We start from the raw sequence: 23,129 nt of genomic DNA, 5'->3' as shown, positions 1-23,129 counted from the left end.
CGTCAGCTGCGCCGGGTGCGGCGACGCGGACGCTCGCCGCCCTCGCCACCCTCGCCGCCGCCCTCGCCGCGCTCGCCGCCGCCCGGTCCACGACCGCCCCGGTCGCCGCCGCGCTCACGGTCGCCCCGGTCGCGCGGAGCCCGGTCGTCCCGGTCCCGGCCGGCCGGACGCTCGCCGCCAGCGGCCTCGCCGGCGGCCGGCGCCTCGGTGCCCTCCGGCCGGACCTTGTCCAGGTAGATCTTGCCGCGGGCGTCGATGTCCGCGATCTCGACCTCGACCCGGTCGCCGACGTTGAGGTAGTCCTCGACCTTCTCGACCCGCTTGCCGTCGCCCACCTTGGAGATGTGCAGCAGGCCGTCGCGGCCCGGCAGCAGCGAGATGAACGCGCCGAACGCGGCGGTCTTGACCACCGTGCCGAGGAAGCGCTCCCCGGCCTTCGGCAGCGTCGGGTTGGCGATGCCGTTGATCCGGTCCACCGCCGCCTGGGCCGACGGGCCGTTGGTGGCGCCGACGTAGATCGTGCCGTCGTCCTCGATGGAGATCTCGGCGCCGGTCTCGTCCTGGATCGCGTTGATGGTCTGCCCCTTCGGGCCGATCACCATGCCGATCTTGTCGACCGGGATCTTGACGGTGGTGACCCGCGGGGCGTGCTCCGACATCTCGGCCGGGGCCTCGATCGCCGCCTGCATCACGCCGAGGATGGTCTGCCGGGCCTCGTACGCCTGCTGCAGCGCGGCGGCCAGCACGTCCGACGGGATGCCGTTGAGCTTGGTGTCGAGCTGGAGCGCGGTGACGAACTCGGGCGTGCCGGCGACCTTGAAGTCCATGTCGCCGAACGCGTCCTCGGCGCCGAGGATGTCGGTAAGCGTCACGTACTCGGTCTTGCCGTCCACCTCGTCCGAGATGAGCCCCATGGCGATGCCGGCGACCGGCGCCTTCAGCGGCACACCGGCGGAGAGCAGGCCCAGCGTCGAGGCGCAGACCGAGCCCATCGAGGTGGAGCCGTTGGAGCCGAGCGCCTCGGAGACCTGCCGGATGGCGTAGGGGAACTCCTCGCGCGACGGCAGCACCGGGATCAGCGCCCGCTCGGCGAGCGCGCCGTGGCCGATCTCGCGCCGCTTCGGCGAGCCGACCCGGCCGGTCTCACCGGTCGAGTACGGCGGGAAGTTGTAGTTGTGCATGTAGCGCTTGCGGTTCTCCGGGGACAGGGTGTCCACCATCTGCTCCATGCGCAGCATGTTCAGCGTGGTGACGCCCAGGATCTGGGTCTCGCCACGCTCGAACAGCGCCGAGCCGTGCACCCGGGGCAGCACGCCGACCTCGGCGGTCAGCGGGCGGATGTCGCGCGGGCCGCGGCCGTCGATGCGGACCTGCTCGCGCAGCACCCGGTTACGCACCTCGGACTTGGTGAGCGACCGGAAGGCGGCGCTGAGCTCCTTCTCGCGGCCCTCGAAGCGACCGCCGAGCTCCTCGGCGACCTTGGCCTTGATGCGGTCGAGGGCCTCCTCGCGGTCGGCCTTGCCGGCGATCTGGAGGGCCTCGGCGACCTCGGCGCGGGCCAGGTCGGCCACCGCCTCGTAGACGTCGTCCTGGTAGTCCAGGAACACGGGGAACTCGGCGACGGGCTTGGCGGCCACCTCGGCCAGCTCGCTCTGCGCGCGGCACAGCTCGCGGATCGCCGGCTTCGCGGCCTCCAGGCCGCTGGCCACGATCTCCTCGGTCGGCGCGGTCGCGCCGCCCGCGATCAGGGTCACGGCGTGCGGCGTCGCCTCGGCCTCGACCATCATGATCGCGACGTCGCCGTCCGGCAGCGAGCGGCCGGCCACGACCATGTCGAAGGTGGCCCGGGCCAGCTCCTCCAGGGTCGGGAAGGCCACCCACTGGCCGTCGATGTGCGCGACCCGGGTCGCCCCGATCGGGCCGGAGAACGGCAGGCCGGAGAGCTTGGTCGACATCGAGGCGGCGTTGATCGCCACGACGTCGTAGGGGTGCTGCGGGTCGAGCGCGAGGATGGTCTCGACGACCTGGACCTCGTTGCGCAGGCCCTTGACGAAGGACGGGCGCAGCGGCCGGTCGATCAGCCGGCAGGTGAGGATCGCGTCCTCGCTGGGGCGGCCCTCGCGGCGGAAGAACGAGCCGGGGATGCGGCCCGCGGCGTACATCCGCTCCTCGACGTCGACGGTCAGCGGGAAGAAGTCGAACTGCTCCTTCGGCTGCTTGCCGGCGGTGGTGGCGGAGAGGACGACCGTCTCGCCGAGCTGGGCGACGACGGAGCCGGCGGCCTGACGGGCCAGCCGGCCGGTGGAAAAGGTGATCTCACGGGTGCCGAAGGACCCGTTGTCGATCACGGCGGTGCGGGATTCGGTGCCGAGGTTGGTCTCGGTCATGGTGCTGTCGTGCTCCTTCGCATCGGGGGCCCACGACGCGGGGAGCTGCTCAGACGGCCGGTCTTCGATCGAAGCGCCCGGGTGGCCGGCGCGAGGCCGGGGTGCCCGGGGGCCACTACCGGAGACCGGTACGCTGACCGGCTCCCTTTTCAGGTGGTCGCGCGGCCCGGTTTTCGTGTGGCGGCGAAGCGGGGGAGCGGCCCGGTCGGGCCACTCCCCCGTCACGTCACCGGCGCAGACCGAGCCGCTCGATGAGCGACCGGTAGCGGTTGATGTCCTTCTTCTGGACGTAGTTGAGCAGCCGACGGCGGCGGCCGACCAGCAGCAGCAGCCCACGGCGGCTGTGGTGGTCGTGCTTGTGCACCTTCAGGTGCTCCGTCAGCTCGGCGATCCGCTTGGTGAGGACCGCGACCTGCACCTCCGGCGAACCGGTGTCGCCGTCGGCGGTCGCGTACTCCGCGCGGATCTTGGCCTTGGCTTCCTGGTCGAGCGCCATGTTCTCCCTGTTTCGTGGGTTGTTCGATGATGTCCGTCGGATCGGTCAGTGGACCGGAAACGGACCGGTACCTCGCACCCGCGGCGTCGTGCAGGCACGCGAGGCCCCACGTCGGTCAGCCGACGTCCCCGCCAGACTACCAGCCCTGCCGGGTGGGGGCCTGTCAAGGGCCGCGACGCGGTCAGCCGAGCACGCGCCGGGTCCGCTCGACGTCCTGGTTCATCTGGGCGATCAACGGCTCGATCGCGTCGTAACGGATCTGCCCGCGCAGGTGCGCCACGAAGTCCAGCGCCAGCCGCTCGCCGTAGAGGTCGCCGGTGAAGTCGAGCACGTACGCCTCCACCCGCCGCTCCCGGCCGGAGAACGTCGGGTTGGTGCCGACCGACACCGCCGCCGCCAGGGGCTCGGTGTGGCCCCGGCGCACCAGCCGGGCGGCGTAGACGCCGTCGGCGGGGATCGCCGCGTACCGGTGGCAGAGCAGGTTGGCGGTGGGGAAGCCCAGCTCGCGGCCGCGCTGGTCGCCGCGTACCACCACGCCCTCCACGCGGTGCGGGCGGCCGAGCGCGGCGGCCGCCGCCGTCACGTCCCCCGCGTCGACGCAGGAGCGGATGTACGTGGAGGAGTAGACCGTGCCCGCCTCGGCGACCAGCGGGGCGCCCTCCACGGCGAAGCCGAAGGTGCGACCGAGCCGCTCCAGCAGCGCCACGTCGCCGGCGGCCTTGTGCCCGAAGCGGAAGTTGTCGCCCACCACGACAAGCGCGGCGTGCAGGTGTTCGACCAGGATGTCGTGCACGAACGCCTCGGCGGGCAGCCGGGAGAACTCCGGGGTGAACGGCACCACGCAGAGCACGTCCACGCCGAGCGCCTCGATCAGCTCGGCCTTGCGGGCGGTCTCGGTGAGCACCGCCGGGTGCGAACCGGGGCGCACCACCTCGGCCGGGTGCGGGTCGAAGGTGACCACCACCGACTGCACGCCCAGCTCGCGGGCCCGGGACACGGCGTGCCCGATGGTCGCCTGGTGTCCCTTGTGCACACCGTCGAAGACGCCGATGGTGACGACCGACCGCCCCCAGCCGCCAGGCGCCGCGTCGTACCCCCGCCACCGCTGCATGCCGCTCCTCCCCTGCCTTCCGCGGCGGCCCGCACCGGCCGCCGTCCCCCGCCCCCGTCAGGCGGGGGCGAGCACGATCTCCGCGCGGGCCCGGCCGTCCCGCTCGCTGACGATAGCGATCAGCCCGCCGTCGGGGCCGAAGACCGCGTAGGGCCCGGCGATTCCCACCGGGTCGAGCGGCCCGCCGTGGGAGAGCACCTTCGCCTCGTCGGCGCCGGCGTCGCGGCGCGGGAAGAACCGGTCGGCCGCCGCCGCCAGCGGCAGGTTCACCACCTCGGGGGCGCGCTGCTCCAGCTCGTCGAGGGTGGCGGCCTCCGCGAGGGCGAAGTTCCCGACGGCGGTACGGCGCAGCGCCGTCAGGTGCCCGCCCACCCCGAGCGCCAGGCCCGCGTCCCGGGCGATCGCCCGGATGTAGGTGCCGGAGGAGCAGGTCACGTCGATGTCCACGTCGACGACGTCGGGCGCGTCGCGGCGTACCGCCAGCAGCTCCAGCCGGGACACGGTGACCCGGCGGGCGGGCAGCTCGACGCTCTCCCCCTCGCGCACCCGCTTGTACGCCCGCTGCCCGTCGACCTTGATGGCGCTGACGGCGCTCGGCACCTGGTCGATCTCCCCGGTCAGCGCGGCCAGGGCCGCCCGGACGACCTCGTCGGTGACCTGCCCGGCCGGGGTGGTGGCGATCACGTCGCCCTCGGCGTCGTCGGTGACGGTGGCCTGGCCGAGCCGGACGGTGGCCGTGTAGCTCTTGTGCGCGCCGATCACGTAGGTGAGCAGGCGGGTGGCCCGCCCGACCCCGATCACCAGGACGCCGGTGGCCATCGGGTCGAGGGTGCCGCCGTGCCCCACCCGGCGGGTGCGCGCCAACCGGCGGATGCGCGCCACCACGTCGTGCGACGTCATGCCGCCGGGCTTGTCGACCACGATCAGACCGTCTGTGCTCACGACACCCAAGCCTGCCAGACCGGGCCCGACGCCCCGCCGCCGCCGTACGTCCGCAGCGGCTCCTGAGCCGCTCGCCGCCCGCGCGGCGGTAAAGACCGCCTCCGATGGTCGGCCGATGTGCCGTCAGCCACTCGGGCGGGATCACGGCGGCGGAGGCGTACGGGATCACGTCCCGGGCGGCCGGGTGCGAAGATCATGCGCCCTCGACGGACCGTTCACCAAGGACCTGCCCATGACCAGCCCTCCGCCGGCGGACGAGCCGTCCCCGCCAGTCCAGTCGGCTCCCCTGGCCTCTCACGACGAGCCGGGACCGGTCCCGGAGTGGCTGCGTCAGCCGGCCGAGGAGCACCCGGTCGGCGCCCTGGAACGGCTCCGCCTGTTCTGGGAGGGGCACACCCGCGCGGTCACCGCCGTGGTCGGGGGCGGACTGGTCCTCGTACTCCTGCTCGGTGTGGGGTGGTTCGACCTGTGGCGACGGGCCGGGGAGACGCCGCGCGGCTACCCGACGACCAGCCCGCCGCCGGGCGTCTCCGCGACGAGCGACACGACGCCCGCGTCGCCCGCGTCGGCCGCCGACAGCTTCGCGGGCACCCCGGCGGCGGCCTTCGCCAAGGGGGCGGCCGGGATCACGCTGCCGCCCGCCCGGCGCACGGGTGTGTTCAGCGCCACCGAGGTGGCGGCGGCCCTCGCGGATGTCCGCGCCGCGCTGCGGCTCGCCCGGCTGGACCGGAAGTTCCTGGCCGGTGGGGAGCTGGACCGGTTCGTGCGGATGTTCGCTCCGGAAATCCGGTCGAGCATGCGAGCCGACTTCCGCACCGACTCCTTCGCCACGTACGCGACCCGGCTGGCCCCGGGTGCCCGACTGACCGCCGACGAGCCCCGGGTCAAGGGACGGGTCACCTACCGGGCGACCCGGGACAGCGACGGCATCCGGGTGTTGGAGATCACCACCAACTTCGTCTGGGCGTACGCGTTCCGCACCCTCGACCCCACTCCGGGCGCCGGTGTGGTGGTCGTCCACGACACCGTCGTCTGGCACGTGCCGCATCCCGACGACGTCACGAAGGCGAGCGTCGGGCTCTGGCTCTGGAAGGCGGACTCGTACGCCTCCAACATGGACTGCGCGTCGTTCGACAAGGGTCTGCTGGATCTCGGCGCCCCGAGCTACGACCTTCCGGTCGAGACGGAGGACCCGGACGCGGTGTTCGACCCCGATCGTTCGCTGGACATCGCAGACACCTGCTGACCTGCCCTCGCGTGCCGGGTGGTGATCCGGGCGACTTCTTCGACCTGGCCGCCCCGATGGCGTCCACCTCGCTGTGCTGAGGCTCAGCGCACCGCGCCGACCACGGCCCAGGCCCCGGAGCGCAGCCGCAGCAGCAGGGCCACCAGCCGGAGCACCACGAAGAGCGTGAGGCCCGCCCAGATGCCGCCGAGGCCGAGGTCGAGCCCGTACGCCAGCCAGATGGCGGGCAGGAAGCCGCCGAGCGCGGCCAGGAGAGTGAGGTTGCGCAGGTAGCGGACGTCGCCCGCGCCGATCAGCACCCCGTCGAGGGCGAACACGACGCCGGCCAGCGGCAGCATCGCCACGAACCACGGCCAGGCGAGCATGGCCTGCTCGCGTACCTGCGGATCGGAGCTGAACCAGCCGGGGACCACGCCGGCGCCGGCGGTGACGAGCACGGCGAACGCCACGCCGCAGACGCCGCCGAGCAGCCCGATCCGGCGGGCCAGGTCCCGGGCCGCGGCGGCCTCGCCGGCTCCGAGAGCGGCGCCGACCAGGGACTGGGCGGCGATGGCGAGCGCGTCGAGCACCAGGGCGGTGAAGAACCACAGTTGCAGGGCGATCTGGTGCGCGCCGACGGCGGCGGCCCCGAAGCGGGCGGCGACGGCGGTGGCGGAGAGGAAGCTGGCCTGGAACGCGACGCCCCTGATGAGCAGGTCCCGGCTGAGCGCCAACTGCTGCCCGATCAGCCTCGGGCGCGGGCGCAGCGAGACCCGCTCGGCGACCAGCGCCCCGGCGAAGAGCACCCCGCCGATGGTCTGCGCGATCACGTTGGCCACGGCGGAGCCGACCAGTCCGAGCCCGGCCGGATAGACCAGCAGCGGGCAGAGCACGGCGGAGAGCACGTTCGGGCCGAGCACGAACATCAGCGGGCGGCGCATGTCCTGCACGCCGCGCAGCCAGCCGTTGCCGGCGGCGGCGAGCAGCAGCCCGGGCGCGCCGAGCGCCGCGACCCGCAGCCACTGCGCGGCGGCGTCGGCCACCTCGCCGGGGCCTCCGGCGAGGGTACGCGCCAGCGCCCCGCCGCCGATCTGCATGCCGAGCGCGACCAGCACCCCCACCCCGAGGGCCAACCACGACGCCTGCACGCCCTCGGCGACGGCGGACGCCCGGTCGCCCGCCCCGAACCGTCGGGCCGACCGCCCCGTGGTGCCGTACGCGACCACGGTGCCGAGCCAGGCGATGAGCGTCAGCACCGTGCCGCCGACGGCGAGGGCGGCCAGCGGCACCCGGCCGAGGTGCCCCACCACCGCCGTGTCCACGAGCACGTAGATCGGTTCGGCGGCCAGCACCACCAGCGCCGGCAGGGCCAGCGCGGCGATCCGGCGGGGCGCGACGGCGCGGGGTTCGAAGGCGACGGACTGGCTCATCGCCGCCGATCCTGGCACGGCCAGGTAAGGATCGCAAGCGGCGTGGTTACTTACCGGGAGAGAGGTGGACGACGGTCACCGCGCCGAGCAGGAGCACTCCCCCGACGAGCACCGGCACGGGCAGCGACTCACCCACGATCCAGCCCGCGAGCAGCACGGCGGTGAGCGGCTCCGCCAGGGTGGCCAGCGCGGCGGCGCTGCCGGTGATGCTGCGCAACCCGGCGTAGAACAGGGCGTACGCCACCGCCGTGGTGACCACCCCGAGGTGGAGCAGCAGCCCGATCGGCGCGAGCCGGGCCGGAACGCCGATCCCCTCGGCCAGCGCGATCGGGGCCAGCGCCAACGCGCCGACCGCCGCCGACACGGTGGTGAGTGTCATCGGCGCGACGCGCTGGGCGGCGTGCCGGCTCAGCACCGTGCTGGCGGCGTAGCCCACCCCCGAGCCGAACGCCGCGAGCAGCCCGAGCAGCGGGCGCGGCGCGGTCGTGCCCGGCTCCCCGACCGACACCGTGATCAGCACGAGGCCGATGACGCCCGCCACCAGGGCACCCAGCATCGTCCGCCCGGGCAGCCGCCGCGCGCGCAGCGACTCCCAGCCGAAGATGAGGACCGGGGCGAGCCCCAGGCTGACCACGGTGGCCACCCCGACGCCGCCCGACGCGACGGCGAGGAAGTACAAGGCCTGGTAACCCCCCGAGCCCGATCCCCACGCCGACGAGGGCGACCGGTTCCGACCGCAGCGCCGCGAGCACCGGCCCGAGGCGGCGCGCGAGCAGGGCGACCAGCACCAGCGCGCCGATGGCGAGACGGTGGAACCCGATGGCCGTCGGGGTGAGCGTGGTGGACTCGCGGACGAGCTGCACGGCGACGCCGGTGGTGCCCCAGAGCACGGCGGCGGCGGTGACGTACAGCAGCCCTCGGCGTACGCCGCCGGCCGGGTCGCGGCGCGGGTGCGGAATGGACGGGGACGCGGAGGGGCCAGACAGTGACGTTCGGGACACAGGTGCGCTCCAGGGCGGATCGAGACGCTGACAGGGGACGACGTCTGTCGGAGCGCACGCACGACGAAGAAGAGGCGGGCGTTACCACCTGGGTTCTGCGGCCCCGGTCAGGCGGGGCACGTGCGGAGGACCGGTGGCAGTCGCCGCACGTGGGGACGCGACCGGTGGTGGGGCGCTCCGGTCAGGAGCGCGGCGGGGGCAGAACGCCCTGGAACGGCCTCATGCCCGCACCCTAGCGCAGCACCGTCCCGGCCTGCCCCGGGATTCCGGTGTCCGTCGGCGGTTCGGGCTGGCCGCCGACGTACTCCGCCATCAGGCGGTCGACCCACTCCGGTTGCCGGACACGTTCCGGGAGGAACTGCCGCATCACCGGCTTGACGTCGAGGACCGGGGTGCCGTCGACCGCATCCAGCCCGCGTACCCGCAGCTTTCGGCCGCCTGCCGAGACGACGTCGCAGACGGTGCAGCCGATCCGGTTGGGCCGTCGCGGACCGCGGTCGGCGAACACCCCGGCCTCGGGCAGGTCGGCCCGGGGCCGCGACGGCCAGCGGGCGTCGCCCGGGGTCACCCAGCCGGGCTGCCGGTGCTGGTGGATCCGCGGAAGGCCGAGCCGGCGGGCGACCTCGCGGGACAGGGTGCTCCTACCGGCGCCCGCGCTGCCGACGACGGGACCCGGCGCACGCGGGATCCGTCACGGCCGGGCTGCGCGACCGCCGGGGCCGACCGGCCGGCGGGCGCACCGGCGAAGTTGTCCGACCTACCGGCGGTCCGGGCGGAGAGCCGCGCACGGGCGGGGGCGGCGGACGGCCGGGACCGGGGCCGGATGGGCGGTGACGCTGTCGGCGCGGGACGCCGGCGACGTCACCGCCGGTCGGCGTCGGTCACTGACGGGTGTCCATGGACGTCTGCAGCGCGCGGCGCATCTGCTCGCGGGCCTCGTCGGTGGTCTGCGGCTTGGGCTTGCTCGGCATGGTGGTCCCCTTCCAGGGCGTGGGCCGCCGACCGGCGGCAGCCCTCACGGGCGGTCGTGCTGCGCGCCCGGCAGCGGTCCGGGGTCACCGGAGCGGCTGTGGGCAGCGAGAGCCCGGGTCGGTCCGACCCTGGAGGGAGGCGCCACCGGGTGCGGCGACACCGCCCACGGCCAGCGCCGCCACACGACGCCGGCCGATTCCCAAGCTATCGTTCAGTTCCACATGCTGCCCGGTGTTCCCGCGATTTGGACTCACGTTCGTCCGGAGCCGGCGCGCGTCACGGGTCCCCGACGGGGTGCGGTGGCGCGGTCAGCGGGCCAGGAAGTGCCAGCCCAGCCACCACCAGAAGCCGAACAGGCCGATCCGGCCGACCGGCACCGGGCCCACCTCGTAGCGCATCACGTAGGCGCAGACCTCGCCGATCGTGGGGATCCGCGAGCCCTCGCGGCGGGCCGCCCACTCGACGGCGGCGAAGAGAATCAGGGAGGCCACGAAGCCCCCGATGGCCAGCATCCGCATCATCGCCGCACCAGCCCCCAGAACGCCGACAGCCAGCCCAGCCAGACCGCCGAGCGGACCAGCTGGTCCTCCAGCAGCGGATCGGCCAGCCGCGAGAAGGTGGGAAAGTCGTCGCCCGCCGCCAGCACGAACGTGGTCCCCTCGAAGACCCCGAAGACCACCACCGGCAGGGCCCACCAGGCCGCCGGGGTGCCCAGCCGTCGTGGCGCGGGCCGCCGGGGCACCCGGTTGCTCAGGCCCAGCCAGATCAGCACCCCGCCGGTGCCGAGGGTCCAGAGATTGGCCTCGGTCGAGAAGGACGGGAACCGGCCGCCGACCAGTGAGAGGCAGACGAGCACCGGCACGGTGACGGCGGGACGGTCCCAGGCGCGGGGCGCCTCGACGGTGAGGTCGTGGGGCTGTTCCATCCCGCGATTCTCCCCGTACTCGCCGCAACCGGGAAGACGGACACTCCCCGAGCTCTCCCTGATCTTCGGAGTGCCGAGCCTTCCGATCAGCGCCGGCCGGGGCCGGTCAGCGCGCCGTCGAGCTCCGCGCGGATCCGGTCGACGACCTCGTCGACCGTCCCCGAACCGGTAAAGCCGGCGGCGAAGCGGTGGCCACCGCCGCCCAGCGCGACCGCCACCCGGCTGACGTCGACCGCGCCCTTGCTGCGCATCGACACCGCCCAGTCGCCGGTCGGCGTCTGCTTGACCACGCAGCTCACGTCGGCCTCGGCGGTGCACCGGACCGAGTCGATCAGCGCCTCCAGCACGTACGGGCGCTGGTCGTGCCGGGCCAGGTCGTCCTGGGTCGCGTACGTCCACACCAGACCGTGTCCGGCGGCCCCGGCGGGTTCGAGACGGGCCCGGCCGAGCACCTCGCCGAAGAGGCGGACGGCGCCGAACGGCCGGGTGTCGAAGATCCGGCGGGAGATGTCACCGGGCCGGATGCCGGTCGCCAGCAGGCGAGCCGCCAGCTGGTGCACCGCCGGGGTCGTCGCCTCGAACCGGAACGAGCCGGTGTCGGTGCTCAGGGCGACGTAGAGACACTCCGCGATTTCGGCGTCCAGCGGGACGCCGAGCCGGGCGAGCAGCCCCTCGGCGACCACCGAGGTGGCCGCCGCGTGCGGGTCCACCAGGTTGATCCGGCCGAAGCGGGTGTTCGACGCGTGGTGGTCGAGCACCAGCGCGGCGCCGGCGGTCTCCAGCCGGTCGACCAGGTCGCCGAGGCGCGACTCGCTGGCCGCGTCGAAGCAGATCACCAGGTCCGGGTCCGGGTACGCCTCGGTCGCCGGCACCAGCAGGTCGAGCCCGGGCAGCCCCCGGAACGGCTCCGGCACCTCCGGCGGACCGGGGAAGGTCGCCTGCATCCGCCGCACGCCCAGCCGGCGCAGCCCGAGCCCGAAGCCGAGCATGCTGCCCAGCGCGTCCCCGTCCGGGTTGACGTGGCAGATCAGCAGCACCCGCCCGTCCGGCGGCAGGTCCCGCACGGCCGCGACGGCGGCGGCCCAGTCCGCCTCGGTCGGGCCGGAGTCGACCGGTGGCGGTGCCTCGGCGAGGGCGCCACCGGTCGTGCCGCCGGAGGGCTCGGTCACCGCGGGTCCCCGCCCCGGGGCGGGGTCTCGTCGGCGTCCTCGTCGGCGTCGCGCGCCTCGTCCTCGTCCTCGTCCAGCCGGTACGGCTGGGGCTCGCCCGCGTACTCGGCCCGGGCGGCGATGCGCTGCACCTCAGCGTCGGCGTTGCGGGCCTGGGCGAGCAGGTCGTCGATGTGCTTGACCTGATCCTGCACGTCGTCCAGGACGAAGGTCAGCGTCGGCGAGTGCCGCAGCCCGAGCGCCTTGCCGACGGTGCTGCGCAGCATGCCCTTGGCGCTCTCCAGCGCCGCCGCCGTGCCCGCCTGGGCAGCCGCGTCGCCGAGCACCGTGTAGAAGACGGTCGCGTCGCGCAGGTCGGCGGTGATCCGGGCGTCGGTGATGGTGATCATGCCGAGCCGGGGATCCTTGATCTGGCTGCGCACCACCGACGCCACCAGTTCACGCACCCGCTCCGCGTGCCGGCGTACCTTGGCCGGATCCGACATCTTCGCCACCTCCACGGCGTACCGCTCCCGGCCGCCGCCCGGCGACGCGGAGCGCCCCGGAGCCGACGGCCCAACAACTCGAACACTACCCGCGCGGCCACCCGCGCCGCGCGCCGCCGGCACCGTCCCGGCCACCCGGCGGACGGCGCCGCCGGGTCAGTCCTCTTCGCCGTACAGCCGCCGGCGCACCGAGAGCAACTCGGTCTCCGGCCGGCCGGCCACCAGGCGCTCGCAGGAGTCCAGCACCTCGCGGACGTGCGACGCCTCGGCGGCCACCACGGCCACGGCGATCTCGGCCCGACCGTGCAGGTCGAGCGCTCCCACTTCGGCGGCCGACACCTCGAAACGGCGCAGCGCCGCCACGATCGGCCGTACGTATGATCTCTTGGCCTTGAGCGACCTGGAGTCGCCCGGCAGCAGCAGGTCGAAGACCGCGGTTCCGGTGAACATCGCCCCGGACGATACCCGCACGACCCCCCACATGATCAAGGGGTTTACGCCTTTCGGCGCAAACCCCTCGATCAGTGGTTCAGCGGATCAGGCGCGAACCTTCTCCCGCATCTCGAAGGTCTCGATGATGTCGCCGACCTGGACGTTGTTGTAACCACCCAGGGTCAGACCACACTCGAAGCCCTCGCGCACCTCCGTGGCGTCGTCCTTGAACCGCTTGAGCGAGCTGATGGTGAGGTTGTCCGCCACCACCGACCCGTCCCGCAGCAGGCGCGCCTTGGCGTTGCGCCGGATGATGCCCGACCGGACGATGCAACCGGAGATGTTGCCGATCTTGGACGAGCGGAAGACGTCGCGGATCTCCGCGGTGCCCAGCTCGGCCTCCTCGTACTCCGGCTTGAGCAGGCCCTTGAGCGCGGCCTCGATCTCCTCGATGGCCTGGTAGATCACGGTGTAGTACCGGATCTCCACAGCCTCGCGGTCGGCGATCTCGCGGACCTTGTTGGCGGCCCGCACGTTGAAACCGATGATCGTGACCGGCTCGGACGACGCGCTCGCGAGCATGACGTCGCTCTCGGTGATCGCGCCCACGCCCCGGTGGATGATCCTGAGCTGGACCTCCTCCGGGATGTCGAGGTTGAACAGCGCGTCCTCGAGGGCCTCCACGGAACCGGAGACGTCGCCCTTGAGCACCAGGTTGAGCGAGGTCTTCTCGCCCTCCTTGAGCTGCTCCATGAGCGTCTCGAGGGTGGCCCGGCCGCGGGAGTTGGCGAACGACGCCGCCCGCCGCCGCGCCTGCCGCTGCTCGGCGATCTGGCGCACCGTGCGGTCGTCCTCGGCCGCCAGGAACGTGTCGCCGGCACCGGGCACCGCGGTCAGACCGAGCACCAGGACCGGACGGGCCGGACCCGCCTCGGCGACCTGGTTGCCGTTCTCGTCGAGCATCGCCCGGACCCGGCCGTGCGCCCCGCCGGCGACGATGGAGTCGCCCGCCCGCAGGGTGCCCTTCTGCACCAGCACCGTCGCCACCGCACCGCGGCCCTTGTCCAGGTGCGCCTCGATGGCCACACCCTGCGCCGGCCCGTCGATCGGAGCGGTCAGCTCCAGCGACGCGTCGGCGGTCAGCAGGACCGCCTCGAGCAGCTCGTCGATGCCGATGCCCGGCTTCGCCGCCACGTTGACGAACATGGTGTCGCCGCCGTACTCCTCGGCGACCAGGCCGTACTCGGTCAGCTGCTGGCGGACCTTGTCCGGGTTCGCCTCCGGCTTGTCGACCTTGTTGACCGCCACCACGATCGGCACGTCGGCCGCCTTGGCGTGGTTCAACGCCTCGATCGTCTGCGGCATGACACCGTCGTCGGCCGCGACGACGAGCACCACGATGTCGGTGACCTGTGCACCACGGGCACGCATGGCGGTGAACGCCTCGTGACCCGGGGTGTCGATGAAGGTAACCGCGCGGTCCTCGCCCTCGTGCGGCACGTGGACCTGGTAGGCACCGATGTGCTGGGTGATGCCACCCGCCTCGCCGGCCACGACGTTCGCCTTGCGGATCGCGTCGAGCAGCTTGGTCTTACCGTGGTCGACGTGACCCATGACGGTCACGACCGGCGCACGGTCGACCAGGCGGTCCTCCGCGACCTCGGCGTCGAGGTCGATGTTGAACTGCGCGAGCAGCTCGCGGTCCTCGTCCTCCGGGCTGACGATCTGCACGTTGAAGCCGAGGTGCTCACCCAGCAGGAGCAGGGTGTCGTCGGAGCACGACTGGGTCGCCGTGACCATCTCGCCCAGGTTGAACATCTCCTGGACCAGCGAACCCGGGTTGGCGTTGATCTTGTCGGCGAAGTCCGACAGCGAGGCGCCACGGGAGAGCCGGACGACCTGACCCTGACCCCGGGGGGCACCCGAGCTCATGGTCGGGGCCGACAGGTTGTCGAACTCCTGTCTGCGCTGCTTCTTGGACTTGCGACCGCGCGTCGGCCGGCCACCCGGACGCCCGAAGGCACCCGCGGCGCCGCCGCCACGGCCACGACCGCCACCACCCGGACGACCGCCGCCGCCGGCCGGAGCACCCGGACGGAAACCGCCGCCCGGCGCACCGCCGCCGCCACCGGGACCGCCACGGTAGCCACCGCCACCGCCGCCGCCACCGGGACCGCCGCGGAAGCCACCGCCACCGCCGCCGCCACCGGGACCGCCGCGGAAGCCACCGCCACCGCCGCCGCCACCGGGACGACCCGCGCCGCCACCGGGACCGCGACCGGCGCCACCGGGGCCGGGGCGACCGGTAGCGGGACGCTGGCTCGGCATGGAGGCCGGGCTCGGACGGGGCGGCATGGAGGCCGGGCTCGGACGCGGCGGCATGCCGGCCGGGCTGGGCCGGGGACCACCCGCACCGGCGGCCGGAGGCCGCTGCTGCTGCTGGCTGCCCTGGATGCCGAACGGGTTGTTACCGGCGCCGCGCGCCGGCGGACGCCCGCCCGGACGACCACCCGGGCCCGGTGCCGGCGTGCCGGGACGACCGGCGGCCGGGGAACCCGGGCGGGGCGGCATGGCACCCGGACCCGGTCGGGGACCGGGACGGTTGCCACCGTCCGCCGGGGGCTCCCGGCGGACGGTCTCACGCTGCTGCTGCCGAGCGGCCTGGGCGGCCTTGACCGCCGCCTCCTGCTCGGCCTTCAGCGCGGCGGCACGCGCCTCGGCGGCCGCCACCTCGATGTCGTGGGCACTCGCCGGCTTGGCGACCGGGGCCGCGGGCTGCGGCGGACCGGGCACCGGGCCCTTGGGCTTGGGACCGGGCGCCGGCGCGGCCGGCCGCCGGGGCGGCATCGGCTTGGCCGAGACCCGGGGCCCACCGGGGGCCGGAGAGGGCGTCGGGGTCGGGGTCGGCGCCGGGGCGGCCGCCGGTGGGGCGGCCGGTGCCGGAGAACCGGCGCCGGCGACGAATGCGCTCCGCAGCCGTCGGGCGACGGGCGCCTCGACGGTGCTGGACGCGGACTTCACGAACTCGCCCATCTCCTTGAGCTTGGCGAGAACGGTCTTGCTTTCGACCCCGAGCTCTTTTGCAAGCTCGTGTACGCGGGCCTTACCTGCCACTGCACTCCTCACTCCGAGGTCGTGCGGGCAGCACCCGCAGCGACCTCACTCGTGCACTTGAAGCCTGGTCATTTCAGGGACTTCATCGTGTGCTCATGTCGGTCGTCCTACCCTGCTAGCGACCCTCGCCCGGTCGGGCTGACCGGACGTAGTGGTTGGCGCATCGACGTGCTCCGCAAGCTCACCGTGGTCGGGGACCCCGGTGAGGCGCAGCGCACGCCCGAAAGCGCGTCGCCGCACCGCTTGCGCGAAGCAGGCCGGATCCGGGTGCATGTTCGCTCCCCGACCCGGCAGCCTGCGGGCCGGATCGGGCCGGAGGCTGTGACCAGCCTCGTCGCCGACCGCGACGATCCGCAGCAATTCGCTGGCCGGCGCACGTCGCCGGCAACCCACACAGGTGCGTTCCGGCAGCGCGCGTCGTACCACTGGAGAAAGTCTACCCCTAGGCGCCCGAGATCGCGCCGCCCGGCTCCGGGACGTGATCAGCTCCGCCCCGGCCGGCGGCACCGGACTGCTCGGCGTCGGACCGGATGTCGATCCGCCAACCGGTCAACCGGGCAGCAAGTCGGGCGTTCTGCCCCTCCCGGCCGATGGCGAGGGAGAGCTGGAAGTCCGGGACGGTGACCCGGGCGGTGCGGGTGGCCAGGTCGACCACCTCGACCCGCAGGGCCTTGGCCGGCGACAGGGCGTTGCCGACGAACGTCGCCGGGTCGTCCGACCAGTCGATGATGTCGATCTTCTCGCCGTGCAGCTCGCTCATGACGGCCCGTACCCGCTGCCCCATCGGGCCGATGCAGGCGCCCTTGGCGTTGACCCCCTGGGTGGTGGAGCGGACCGCGATCTTCGTGCGGTGACCCGCCTCACGTGCGATCGCGCCGATCTCGACCGTGCCGTCGGCGATCTCCGGCACCTCGAGCGCGAAGAGCTTCTTGACCAGCGCCGGGTGCGACCGGGAGAGGGTGATCTGCGGCCCGCGCATCCCCTTGGCCACGTGCACCACCACGCAGCGGATCCGCTCGCCGTGCGCGTAGCGCTCGCCGGGCACCTGCTCGGACTGCGGCAGGACGCCCTCCAGCTTGCCGAGGTCGACGCTGACGATGCCCTTCTCGCTGCGCGCCTCGTGCGCCTGCACCACGCCGGTGACCAGGTCACCGTCGCGGCCCACGTACTCGCCGAAGTGCACCTCGTCGGTGGCCTCCCGCAGTCGCTGGAGGATCACCTGCTTGGCCGTCATGGCGGCGATCCGCCCGAAGTCGTGCGGGGTGTCGTCCCACTCCCGTACGACGGTGCCGTCGTCGTCCAGCTCCTGCGCGTAGACCAGGGCCGCGCCGGACTTGCGGTCGATCTCCACCCGGGCGTGCGACTCCGCCCCCTCGGTGTGCCGGTAGGCGGTCAGCAGCGCGGTCTCGATCGCCGCGAGGATCGTGTCGAACGGGATCTCCCGCTCGCGCTCGAGTGCGCGCAGCGCCGCGAGGTCGATGTTCACCTCTCCTCGTCCTCCACATCATCTTCGTCGTCGAAGTCGTCGGTGTCGTCCATGTCGTCGGGTTCGTCCGTCTCCTCGATCTCGTCGAGGCGGTGGAACTCGACCTGCACCCGGCCGGGGCCGAGCTCTGCGTACGTCCACGCGGCGCGGCCGGCGTCGGTCTCCAGCACCACGCGCTCGTCGTCGGCCTCGACCACCCGGCCGGTGACCTGCCGGTCGCCGGTGGGCTGCCCGGCCCGCTCGCCGGACGGGGCGCCCGCGCCGCGGGCGGTCACCTTCACCAGCCGGCCGACGTTGCGCCGCCAGTGCCGGGGCAGCGTGAGCGGGCGGTCCACGCCGGGGGAGCTGACCTCCAGCTGGTACTCCCCGGCGACGAGGTCACCGGAGGCCTCCTCGGCCGCGTCGAGAGCCGCGGAGACGGCCCGGGAGACCTCGGCGACGGCATCCAGGTTGATCCCACCGTCGGCGTCCACGATCACCCGCACCACGTGCCGCCGGCCGGCGCGGGACACGGAGAGTTCCTCCAGGTCGTAACCGGCGGCGGCGACCACCGGCTCGATCACCTCGCGCAGCCGGGCCCGCCGGGCGGCGAGGTCGCCGCGCGGGCCGCCGGCACGCTCCCCGCCCCGTGGGGCGTCGGCGCGTCGGGGTCTCCCCGCCGGACCCGTCGACCTCGTGGCACGGCCACGCTGCGTCATCTCCGCACCCTCCTGCTGATCGACGGCACCCGGTCGGCCGCCATGCCGGCACGCCACCGGAGCTGACGCGCCGGTGGCTGCGCAGAGCGTAACGCGCCTGCCGCGCGTCGGGCCGGGCGGCGCACCGACGCCGGTCGCCCACGTACGGCCGGTGATGGTGTTGACTTGTCCGGTGGCGACGGGCAGAACGACACGACGCGGCGAGACGACCGGGCATTCCCGGCGAAAGGTGCTGCGCGCCGGGGTGCTCCTGGCGCTCGGCGGAGCGGCGGCGCCGCTGACCGGCTGCGGCCTCCTGAGCCGCGACGACGAGCCCACCCCCGGGCCGGATCCGCTCACGCCGCTGCTCGACGAGTCGCTCCGGCTCGCCGCCGGGCACCGGGACGCCGCTGCCGCGCACCCCGCGCTCGCCGGCCTGCTCACGCCGATCGCCGAGGCGCACCGCGCGCACGCGACCGAACTGGCCCGGCTCATCGGCGTACCGCTGCCCTCGGCCTCCGCCGCGGCCACGCCCGCCGCGCCGGGCGACCCGGCGGCGGCGCGGGCCGCGCTGCGCGAGGACGAGCGCGCCGCCCGGGAGGCGGCGACCCGGGCCTGTGCGGCGGCGCCGGCGGAGCGGGCCGCGCTGCTCGCCTCGATCGCCGCCGCCCGGGCCACGCACGTGGAGGCGCTGAGGTGACCGCGCCGGCACCGCCGGGGCCGGCCGGGGCGCTGGGTGCGGCGCTCTCCGCCGAGTACGCCGCGATCTGGGCCTACGGGCCCATCGGGGTACGCCTCACCGGCGCCGCCCGGACCACCGCGAAGGAGGCGGAGGCCGCGCACCGGCGCCGCCGCGACGACCTGATCGTGCAGTTGAGCGCCGGTGGCGGGATCGTCCCGCCGGACCGGGCCGGCTACACGCTGCCGTTCCCGGTCACCGACCGGGCGAGCGCGCTGCGGCTGGCCGCCGAGGTGGAGGAGCGCACGGCCGCGTTCTGGCGGGCGGTGGTGCCGGCCACCAGCGGCGCCGACCGGGACAGGGCCCTGGCCGCCCTGGTCGAGTACGCCGTACAGGCCACCCGCTGGCGACGGACGGCCGGGATCACCCCGCTGACGGTGCCGTTCCCGGGTCGACCCGCCTGACCGGACGGCCCTCGACGCCCACTCCGGTTGCGGGTCGCATACCAGGTATGCATACTCCGTTGCCATGTCCATCCGTCACGGGCTGCTCGCCCTGCTCGAACGCGGCCAGATGTACGGCTACCAGCTGCGCGCCGCGTTCGAGGAGTCGACCGGCTCGACCTGGCCGCTGAACATCGGGCAGGTCTACACCACCCTGTCCCGGCTGGAGCGGGACGGGCTGGTCCGGTCGCTGCCCGAGAGCGAGACGGGGCAGCGCCCGTACGAGATCACCGACGCCGGGCGGACGGACCTGGCCCTGTGGTTCGCCACCCCGATCAGCCGCACCGACCGGCCCCGGGACGAGCTGGCGATCAAGCTCGCCCTCGCGCTGACCACCCCCGGGGTGGACGTCCGGTCGGTGGTGCAGACCCAGCGCAGCGCGACCATGCGGACGTTGCAGGAGTTGACCCGGTTGAAGTACGCCAGCGACCGCCCCGAGGACCTGCCGTGGCGGCTGGTGCTGGACGCCATGGTCTTCCAGGCCGAGGCCGAGGTGCGCTGGCTGGACCACTGCGAGACCAGCCTCGTGCGCTACCGTCCGGCGGAGCCCGGCCGCGTCCCGACGACGTCTGCCGAGGCGGTGGACCGGGCGGACGAGGAGGCGCGACGGTGAGCACGGGGAACCGGCCGGCGGACGGGAGCCCGACCACGCCGGTGCTGGACGTACGTGACGTGCACCGCACCCACGGCGCCGGCGCGGCGGCCGTGCACGCGCTGCGCGGGGTGAGCCTCGCCGTGCGCGCGGGGGAACTCGTCGCCGTGATGGGACCCTCCGGCTCGGGGAAGTCGACCCTGCTCGCCCTGGCCGGCGGGCTGGACGGCCCGACCGCGGGCGAGGTGTACGTGGAGGGCGAGCCGCTCGGCGCCCTCGACCGGCGGCGGCTGGCCCAGGTGCGGCGCCGCCGCATCGGCTACGTCTTCCAGGACCTCAACCTGCTCGGCAGCCTCAGCGCCGTGGAGAACGTCGCCCTCCCCCTCGAACTCGACGGCACGGGCGTACGCCGGGCCCGCCGCCTCGCGCTGAACGCGCTGGCCGAGGTGGGCCTGCCCGAGCTGGGCGACCGGTTCCCCGACCAGCTCTCCGGCGGGCAGCAGCAGCGGGTGGCCATCGCCCGCGCGCTCGTCGGGCAGCGCCGGCTGGTGCTCGCCGACGAACCGACCGGCGCGCTGGACTCGCAGACCGGCGAGGCGGTGCTGCACCTGCTGCGCCGGCGCGTCGACGCCGGGGCCGCCGCCGTGCTGGTCACCCACGAGGCACGCCACGCCGCCTGGGCCGACCGGGTGGTCTTCCTGCGCGACGGGGTGCTCGTCGACACGACGGCCCCGCTGGGCAGCGTGGAGCAGCTGCTGAGCGGCAGCGGTCGGTGAGCGCGGGCCGGGGCGGCCGGCTCGCCCGGGCCGCCGGTTCCTGGTGGGCCGCGCTGCGGATCGCCCGGCGGGAGGCCCGGCGGGCCCGGGGGCGTACGGCGCTGGTGCTCGCGATGATCACGCTGCCGGTGCTGGTGCTGAGCTTCACCGCGGTGAGCTGGCGGATGTCCGAGCTGACCCCGGTCGAGCGGGCCGACCGCCAGCTCGGCGCGGCCGACGCGGAGCTGAGCTGGGTGACGCGGACCCCCCTCGTGCAGAGCGCCTGGGCCGACGCCTGGCGTACCGACCCGGACGACGGTCCGTCGGCCGGGCCCGTCACCGCCGGGCAGGTGGCCGCCCTGCTGCCGGCCGGGAGCCGGGTGGTCCCGCTGCGCCGCTGGGTGTCGTTCGACGCCCTGGTCGGCGAACGGATCGACGACACGCTCACGGGCCGCGCCGTGGACCTCGCCGATCCGCTCGGGCGGGGGCTGGTCCGGTTCCACGCGGGGCGGGCGCCGGCCGGGCCGGACGAGATCGCGGTCAGCCCGGCGGCCCTGCGCCGCCTCGACGCCCGGCTCGGCGGCACCGTCACCTCCGGCGACGGTGCCCGCTCGTGGCGGGTGGTCGGGGTGGCCGAGTACCCCGACGACCTGGGCCCGGTGGTGACGCTGCACCCGTCGGAGGGGCGGATGGAGGCCGAGCCGGGCACGAGCTGGCTGGTCGACCTGCCCGGCGACCCCGACGAGGAGCTGTTCCGCCGGCTCAACGCCCACGGCGTCGTCGTGCACGCCCGGGTCCCCGCACCGGCGTCGGACACCGTCACGTTCGCGCCGTACGGCCGCTCCGCCATGGACGTGGAGGGGATGAGCGTCTCGGTGCTCGTCGGCGGGCTGGGGCTGCTGGAGGTGGTGCTGCTCGTCGGGCCGGCCTTCGCGGTCGGCGTACGGCGGCGGCGCCGGGACCTCGCGCTGGTCGCCGTGGCGGGCGGGGACGACGCCCACCTGCGCCGCATCGTGCTGGCCGACGGCGTGGTGCTGGGCGCCGTCGGCGCCGCCCTCGGGGTCGCGCTGGGCGTCGCCGCCGCGTTCGCCGGCCGCTCCCTGGTGGAGCAGCACCTCTTCGGCGCGCGCTTCGGCGCGTACCGCTGCTGGCCGGAGGCGCTCGCGGCGATCGCCGCCGTCGCGGTGCTGGCCGGGGTGCTGGCCGCGCTGGCCCCGGCCTGGACGGCCGCCCGGCAGGACGTGGTGGCGGGGCTGGCCGGCCGGCGCACCCCGCCGGCGCACCGGCGACGCTGGTTGACCGTCGGGGCGGTCCTGACCGCCGCCGGGGCCGCGGTGGCCGCGTTCGGGGCGGCCCGGACGGCGCCGGCGGTCATCCTGGCCGGCCTCGTCCTCGGCGAACTGGGCCTGGTCTTCGCCACCCCGACGCTTGTCGGCCTGCTCGCCCGCCTCGGGCGGTCGCTGCCGCTGGCGCCCCGGATCGCGCTGCGCGACGCCAGCCGCAACCGGTCGTCGACCGCGCCCGCGATCTCCGCCGTGATGGCCGCGGTCGCCGGCAGCGTCGCCATCGGGGTGTACCTGGCCAGCGACGACGCCCGGTCGGCCACGATGTACCTGCCGGCCCTGCCGGCCACCACGGTGCTGGTCACCGGGTCGGACGGGGAAACCCTGCCCGACCTGCCCGGGGTCAGCGAGGCCGCGCGCGCCCACCTGGGGGTCCGGACGGTGGCGCCGCTGGCGGAGCCCCGGTGCGGGACGGCCACCGACCTGTGCGAGGTCTCGCCGGTGCTGCCCGCCGAGCGCGTCTGCCCGTGGACGCCGGGCGACAGGCTCACCCCGGAGCAGCAGCGCCGCGCCCGTGCCGACGCACGCTGCGCGGAACCCGAGGAGCACCTCGGCCGGTACTTCCACGTCCTGGTGGACGACGGGTCGGCCCTGCCGGCGCTCACCGGCGCCGCCCCCGCCGACGTCGCCGCCGCCGCTGCCGTGCTGCGGGCCGGCGGCGCGGTCGTGACCGATCCGCGCTACGTGCGCGACGGGCGGGTCGACGTGCGGGTGACCCGCGCCGGGCAGGCCCGGCCCGATCCCCAGGCCCTCACCACCGTCGCCGGGTATCCGCTGCCCACCGCGCTGGGGGCGGACCGGCTGCTGCTCTCCCCGGCGGCCGCCGGGCGGCTCGGCCTGAGCGTCCACCCGCTCGGCTGGGCGATCGCCGCCGACGGCGTGCCCGACGAGGACCGGCAGGACCGGTTCGTCGCCGCCGTACGTCCGCTGCACGCGCAGGTCGAGATCGACCGGGGCACGCAGGGCGACGCGGGGCGGCCGCTGCTGCTCCTGCTGGCCGCCGCCGCCGGGGTGATCACCCTGGGCGCCGCCGCCATCGCCACCGGGTTGGCGGCGGCCGAGGGGCGGGCCGACCTGTCCACCCTCGCGGCGGTCGGCGCCGGCCCGGGACTGCGCCGGCTGCTCTCGCTCTGCCAGTCCGGGGTGATCGCCGTGCTGGGCTCCGCGCTCGGCATCGTCGCCGGGCTCGGCTCCGCGTCGATCATCCTGACCGCCCTCAACCGCCGGTACGCCGCGCTGTGGCCGGTCACGGAGCCGTACCCGGTGGTGGTCCCCTGGACCACGCTCGGCGTCCTGGTGGTGGTGCCGCTGGTCGCGATGCTCGGCGCGGGCCTCTTCACCCGGTCCCGGCTGCCGGTCGAGCGACGTCTCGACTGACGGGCCGCGAAGGGGCACACTGGTCGCC

At 74.8% G+C, this 23,129-nt stretch carries 22 protein-coding genes; 6 read left to right on the top strand and 16 right to left on the bottom strand.

Going from position 1 to position 23,129, the window contains the following annotated elements; all coding sequences use genetic code 11:
• Positions 1-2: 2 nt before the first annotated feature.
• The 4 genes from ACN27A_RS29655 to truB form a co-directional block, all read right to left on the bottom strand.
• Complete coding sequence (locus tag ACN27A_RS29655; RefSeq protein WP_421457815.1) at positions 3-2,387, bottom strand: polyribonucleotide nucleotidyltransferase; 2,385 nt, start codon at positions 2,385-2,387, stop codon at positions 3-5.
• 226 nt (positions 2,388-2,613) lie between these two features.
• Positions 2,614-2,883, bottom strand: coding sequence for a 30S ribosomal protein S15 (rpsO, locus tag ACN27A_RS29650; RefSeq protein WP_121396038.1), 270 nt, complete (start codon positions 2,881-2,883; stop codon positions 2,614-2,616).
• 181 nt (positions 2,884-3,064) lie between these two features.
• Positions 3,065-3,994: a bifunctional riboflavin kinase/FAD synthetase gene (locus tag ACN27A_RS29645; RefSeq protein WP_421457814.1), complete on the bottom strand. Its 930-nt coding sequence runs from the start codon at positions 3,992-3,994 to the stop codon at positions 3,065-3,067.
• A 57-nt stretch (positions 3,995-4,051) separates the two neighbouring features.
• Positions 4,052-4,936 carry a tRNA pseudouridine(55) synthase TruB gene (gene truB / locus ACN27A_RS29640; protein ID WP_421457813.1) on the bottom strand — a complete coding sequence of 295 codons (885 nt, stop codon included), beginning with the start codon at positions 4,934-4,936 and terminating at the stop codon, positions 4,052-4,054.
• Between the two features lie 232 nt (positions 4,937-5,168).
• Here truB and ACN27A_RS29635 point away from each other — a divergent pair, with 232 nt between their 5' ends.
• Positions 5,169-6,182, top strand: a complete 1,014-nt coding sequence (locus ACN27A_RS29635) for a hypothetical protein (protein WP_421457812.1) — start codon at positions 5,169-5,171, stop codon at positions 6,180-6,182.
• An 83-nt stretch (positions 6,183-6,265) separates the two neighbouring features.
• Here ACN27A_RS29635 and ACN27A_RS29630 read toward each other — a convergent pair whose 3' ends face one another.
• The 12 genes from ACN27A_RS29630 to rimP form a co-directional block, all read right to left on the bottom strand.
• Positions 6,266-7,591 (bottom strand): MATE family efflux transporter, encoded by a 1,326-nt coding sequence (locus ACN27A_RS29630; RefSeq protein ID WP_421457811.1) that lies wholly within the window; start codon positions 7,589-7,591, stop codon positions 6,266-6,268.
• 46 nt (positions 7,592-7,637) lie between these two features.
• Entirely contained in the window at positions 7,638-8,270 is a 633-nt protein-coding gene (locus ACN27A_RS29625; RefSeq protein ID WP_421457810.1) for a DMT family transporter, read from the bottom strand.
• Positions 8,271-8,824: 554 nt separating this feature from the next.
• On the bottom strand, positions 8,825-9,160 hold the full coding sequence (locus tag ACN27A_RS29620; RefSeq protein WP_421457809.1) for a TrmO family methyltransferase domain-containing protein: 336 nt from the start codon (positions 9,158-9,160) through the stop codon (positions 8,825-8,827).
• Positions 9,161-9,872: 712 nt separating this feature from the next.
• Positions 9,873-10,082 carry a DUF6186 family protein gene (locus ACN27A_RS29615; RefSeq protein WP_421458657.1) on the bottom strand — a complete coding sequence of 70 codons (210 nt, stop codon included), beginning with the start codon at positions 10,080-10,082 and terminating at the stop codon, positions 9,873-9,875.
• Positions 10,082-10,489: a hypothetical protein gene (locus tag ACN27A_RS29610; protein ID WP_132232822.1), complete on the bottom strand. Its 408-nt coding sequence runs from the start codon at positions 10,487-10,489 to the stop codon at positions 10,082-10,084. The genes ACN27A_RS29615 and ACN27A_RS29610 overlap by 1 nt, the downstream gene beginning before the upstream one ends.
• 86 nt (positions 10,490-10,575) lie before the next feature.
• Positions 10,576-11,553, bottom strand: coding sequence for a DHH family phosphoesterase (locus tag ACN27A_RS29605; protein ID WP_421458655.1), 978 nt, complete (start codon positions 11,551-11,553; stop codon positions 10,576-10,578).
• 101 nt (positions 11,554-11,654) lie between these two features.
• Positions 11,655-12,143, bottom strand: a complete 489-nt coding sequence (rbfA, locus tag ACN27A_RS29600) for a 30S ribosome-binding factor RbfA (RefSeq protein WP_421457808.1) — start codon at positions 12,141-12,143, stop codon at positions 11,655-11,657.
• A gap of 156 nt (positions 12,144-12,299) precedes the next feature.
• Positions 12,300-12,593 carry a DUF503 domain-containing protein gene (locus ACN27A_RS29595; RefSeq protein ID WP_101414636.1) on the bottom strand — a complete coding sequence of 98 codons (294 nt, stop codon included), beginning with the start codon at positions 12,591-12,593 and terminating at the stop codon, positions 12,300-12,302.
• 87 nt (positions 12,594-12,680) lie between these two features.
• The gene (gene infB / locus ACN27A_RS29590) at positions 12,681-15,689 is read right to left on the bottom strand and encodes a translation initiation factor IF-2 (protein ID WP_421457807.1); all 3,009 of its coding nucleotides are present in this window, start codon (positions 15,687-15,689) and stop codon (positions 12,681-12,683) included.
• Between the two features lie 93 nt (positions 15,690-15,782).
• Entirely contained in the window at positions 15,783-16,115 is a 333-nt protein-coding gene (locus tag ACN27A_RS29585) for a YlxR family protein (protein WP_132232814.1), read from the bottom strand.
• Between the two features lie 16 nt (positions 16,116-16,131).
• The gene (gene nusA / locus ACN27A_RS29580) at positions 16,132-17,175 is read right to left on the bottom strand and encodes a transcription termination factor NusA (protein WP_421457806.1); all 1,044 of its coding nucleotides are present in this window, start codon (positions 17,173-17,175) and stop codon (positions 16,132-16,134) included.
• A complete protein-coding gene (gene rimP / locus ACN27A_RS29575; RefSeq protein WP_421457805.1) occupies positions 17,172-17,873 on the bottom strand; it encodes a ribosome maturation factor RimP in 702 nt (233 codons plus the stop codon). Before rimP ends, nusA begins: the two co-directional genes overlap by 4 nt.
• A 229-nt stretch (positions 17,874-18,102) precedes the next feature.
• Between rimP and ACN27A_RS29570 the strand changes: the two genes are divergently transcribed.
• From ACN27A_RS29570 to ACN27A_RS29550, 5 genes are all read left to right on the top strand, one after another.
• Positions 18,103-18,552 carry a hypothetical protein gene (locus ACN27A_RS29570; protein ID WP_421458653.1) on the top strand — a complete coding sequence of 150 codons (450 nt, stop codon included), beginning with the start codon at positions 18,103-18,105 and terminating at the stop codon, positions 18,550-18,552.
• A complete protein-coding gene (locus tag ACN27A_RS29565) occupies positions 18,549-18,995 on the top strand; it encodes a ferritin-like domain-containing protein (RefSeq protein WP_421457804.1) in 447 nt (148 codons plus the stop codon). The genes ACN27A_RS29570 and ACN27A_RS29565 overlap by 4 nt, the downstream gene beginning before the upstream one ends.
• A 64-nt stretch (positions 18,996-19,059) precedes the next feature.
• Complete coding sequence (locus ACN27A_RS29560; protein ID WP_421457803.1) at positions 19,060-19,647, top strand: PadR family transcriptional regulator; 588 nt, start codon at positions 19,060-19,062, stop codon at positions 19,645-19,647.
• Entirely contained in the window at positions 19,644-20,402 is a 759-nt protein-coding gene (locus ACN27A_RS29555; RefSeq protein WP_421457802.1) for an ABC transporter ATP-binding protein, read from the top strand. Before ACN27A_RS29560 ends, ACN27A_RS29555 begins: the two co-directional genes overlap by 4 nt.
• Positions 20,399-23,101 carry an FtsX-like permease family protein gene (locus ACN27A_RS29550; RefSeq protein WP_421457801.1) on the top strand — a complete coding sequence of 901 codons (2,703 nt, stop codon included), beginning with the start codon at positions 20,399-20,401 and terminating at the stop codon, positions 23,099-23,101. The genes ACN27A_RS29555 and ACN27A_RS29550 overlap by 4 nt, the downstream gene beginning before the upstream one ends.
• The last annotated feature ends 28 nt before the right edge of the window (positions 23,102-23,129 follow it).

The sequence above is a fragment of the Micromonospora sp. WMMD737 genome (assembly GCF_049179055.1).
Taxonomy (GTDB): domain Bacteria; phylum Actinomycetota; class Actinomycetes; order Mycobacteriales; family Micromonosporaceae; genus Micromonospora; species Micromonospora reichwaldensis.
Note: the sequence above shows the minus strand (reverse complement) of the source record. Positions and strands in the feature narration are given on the sequence as shown.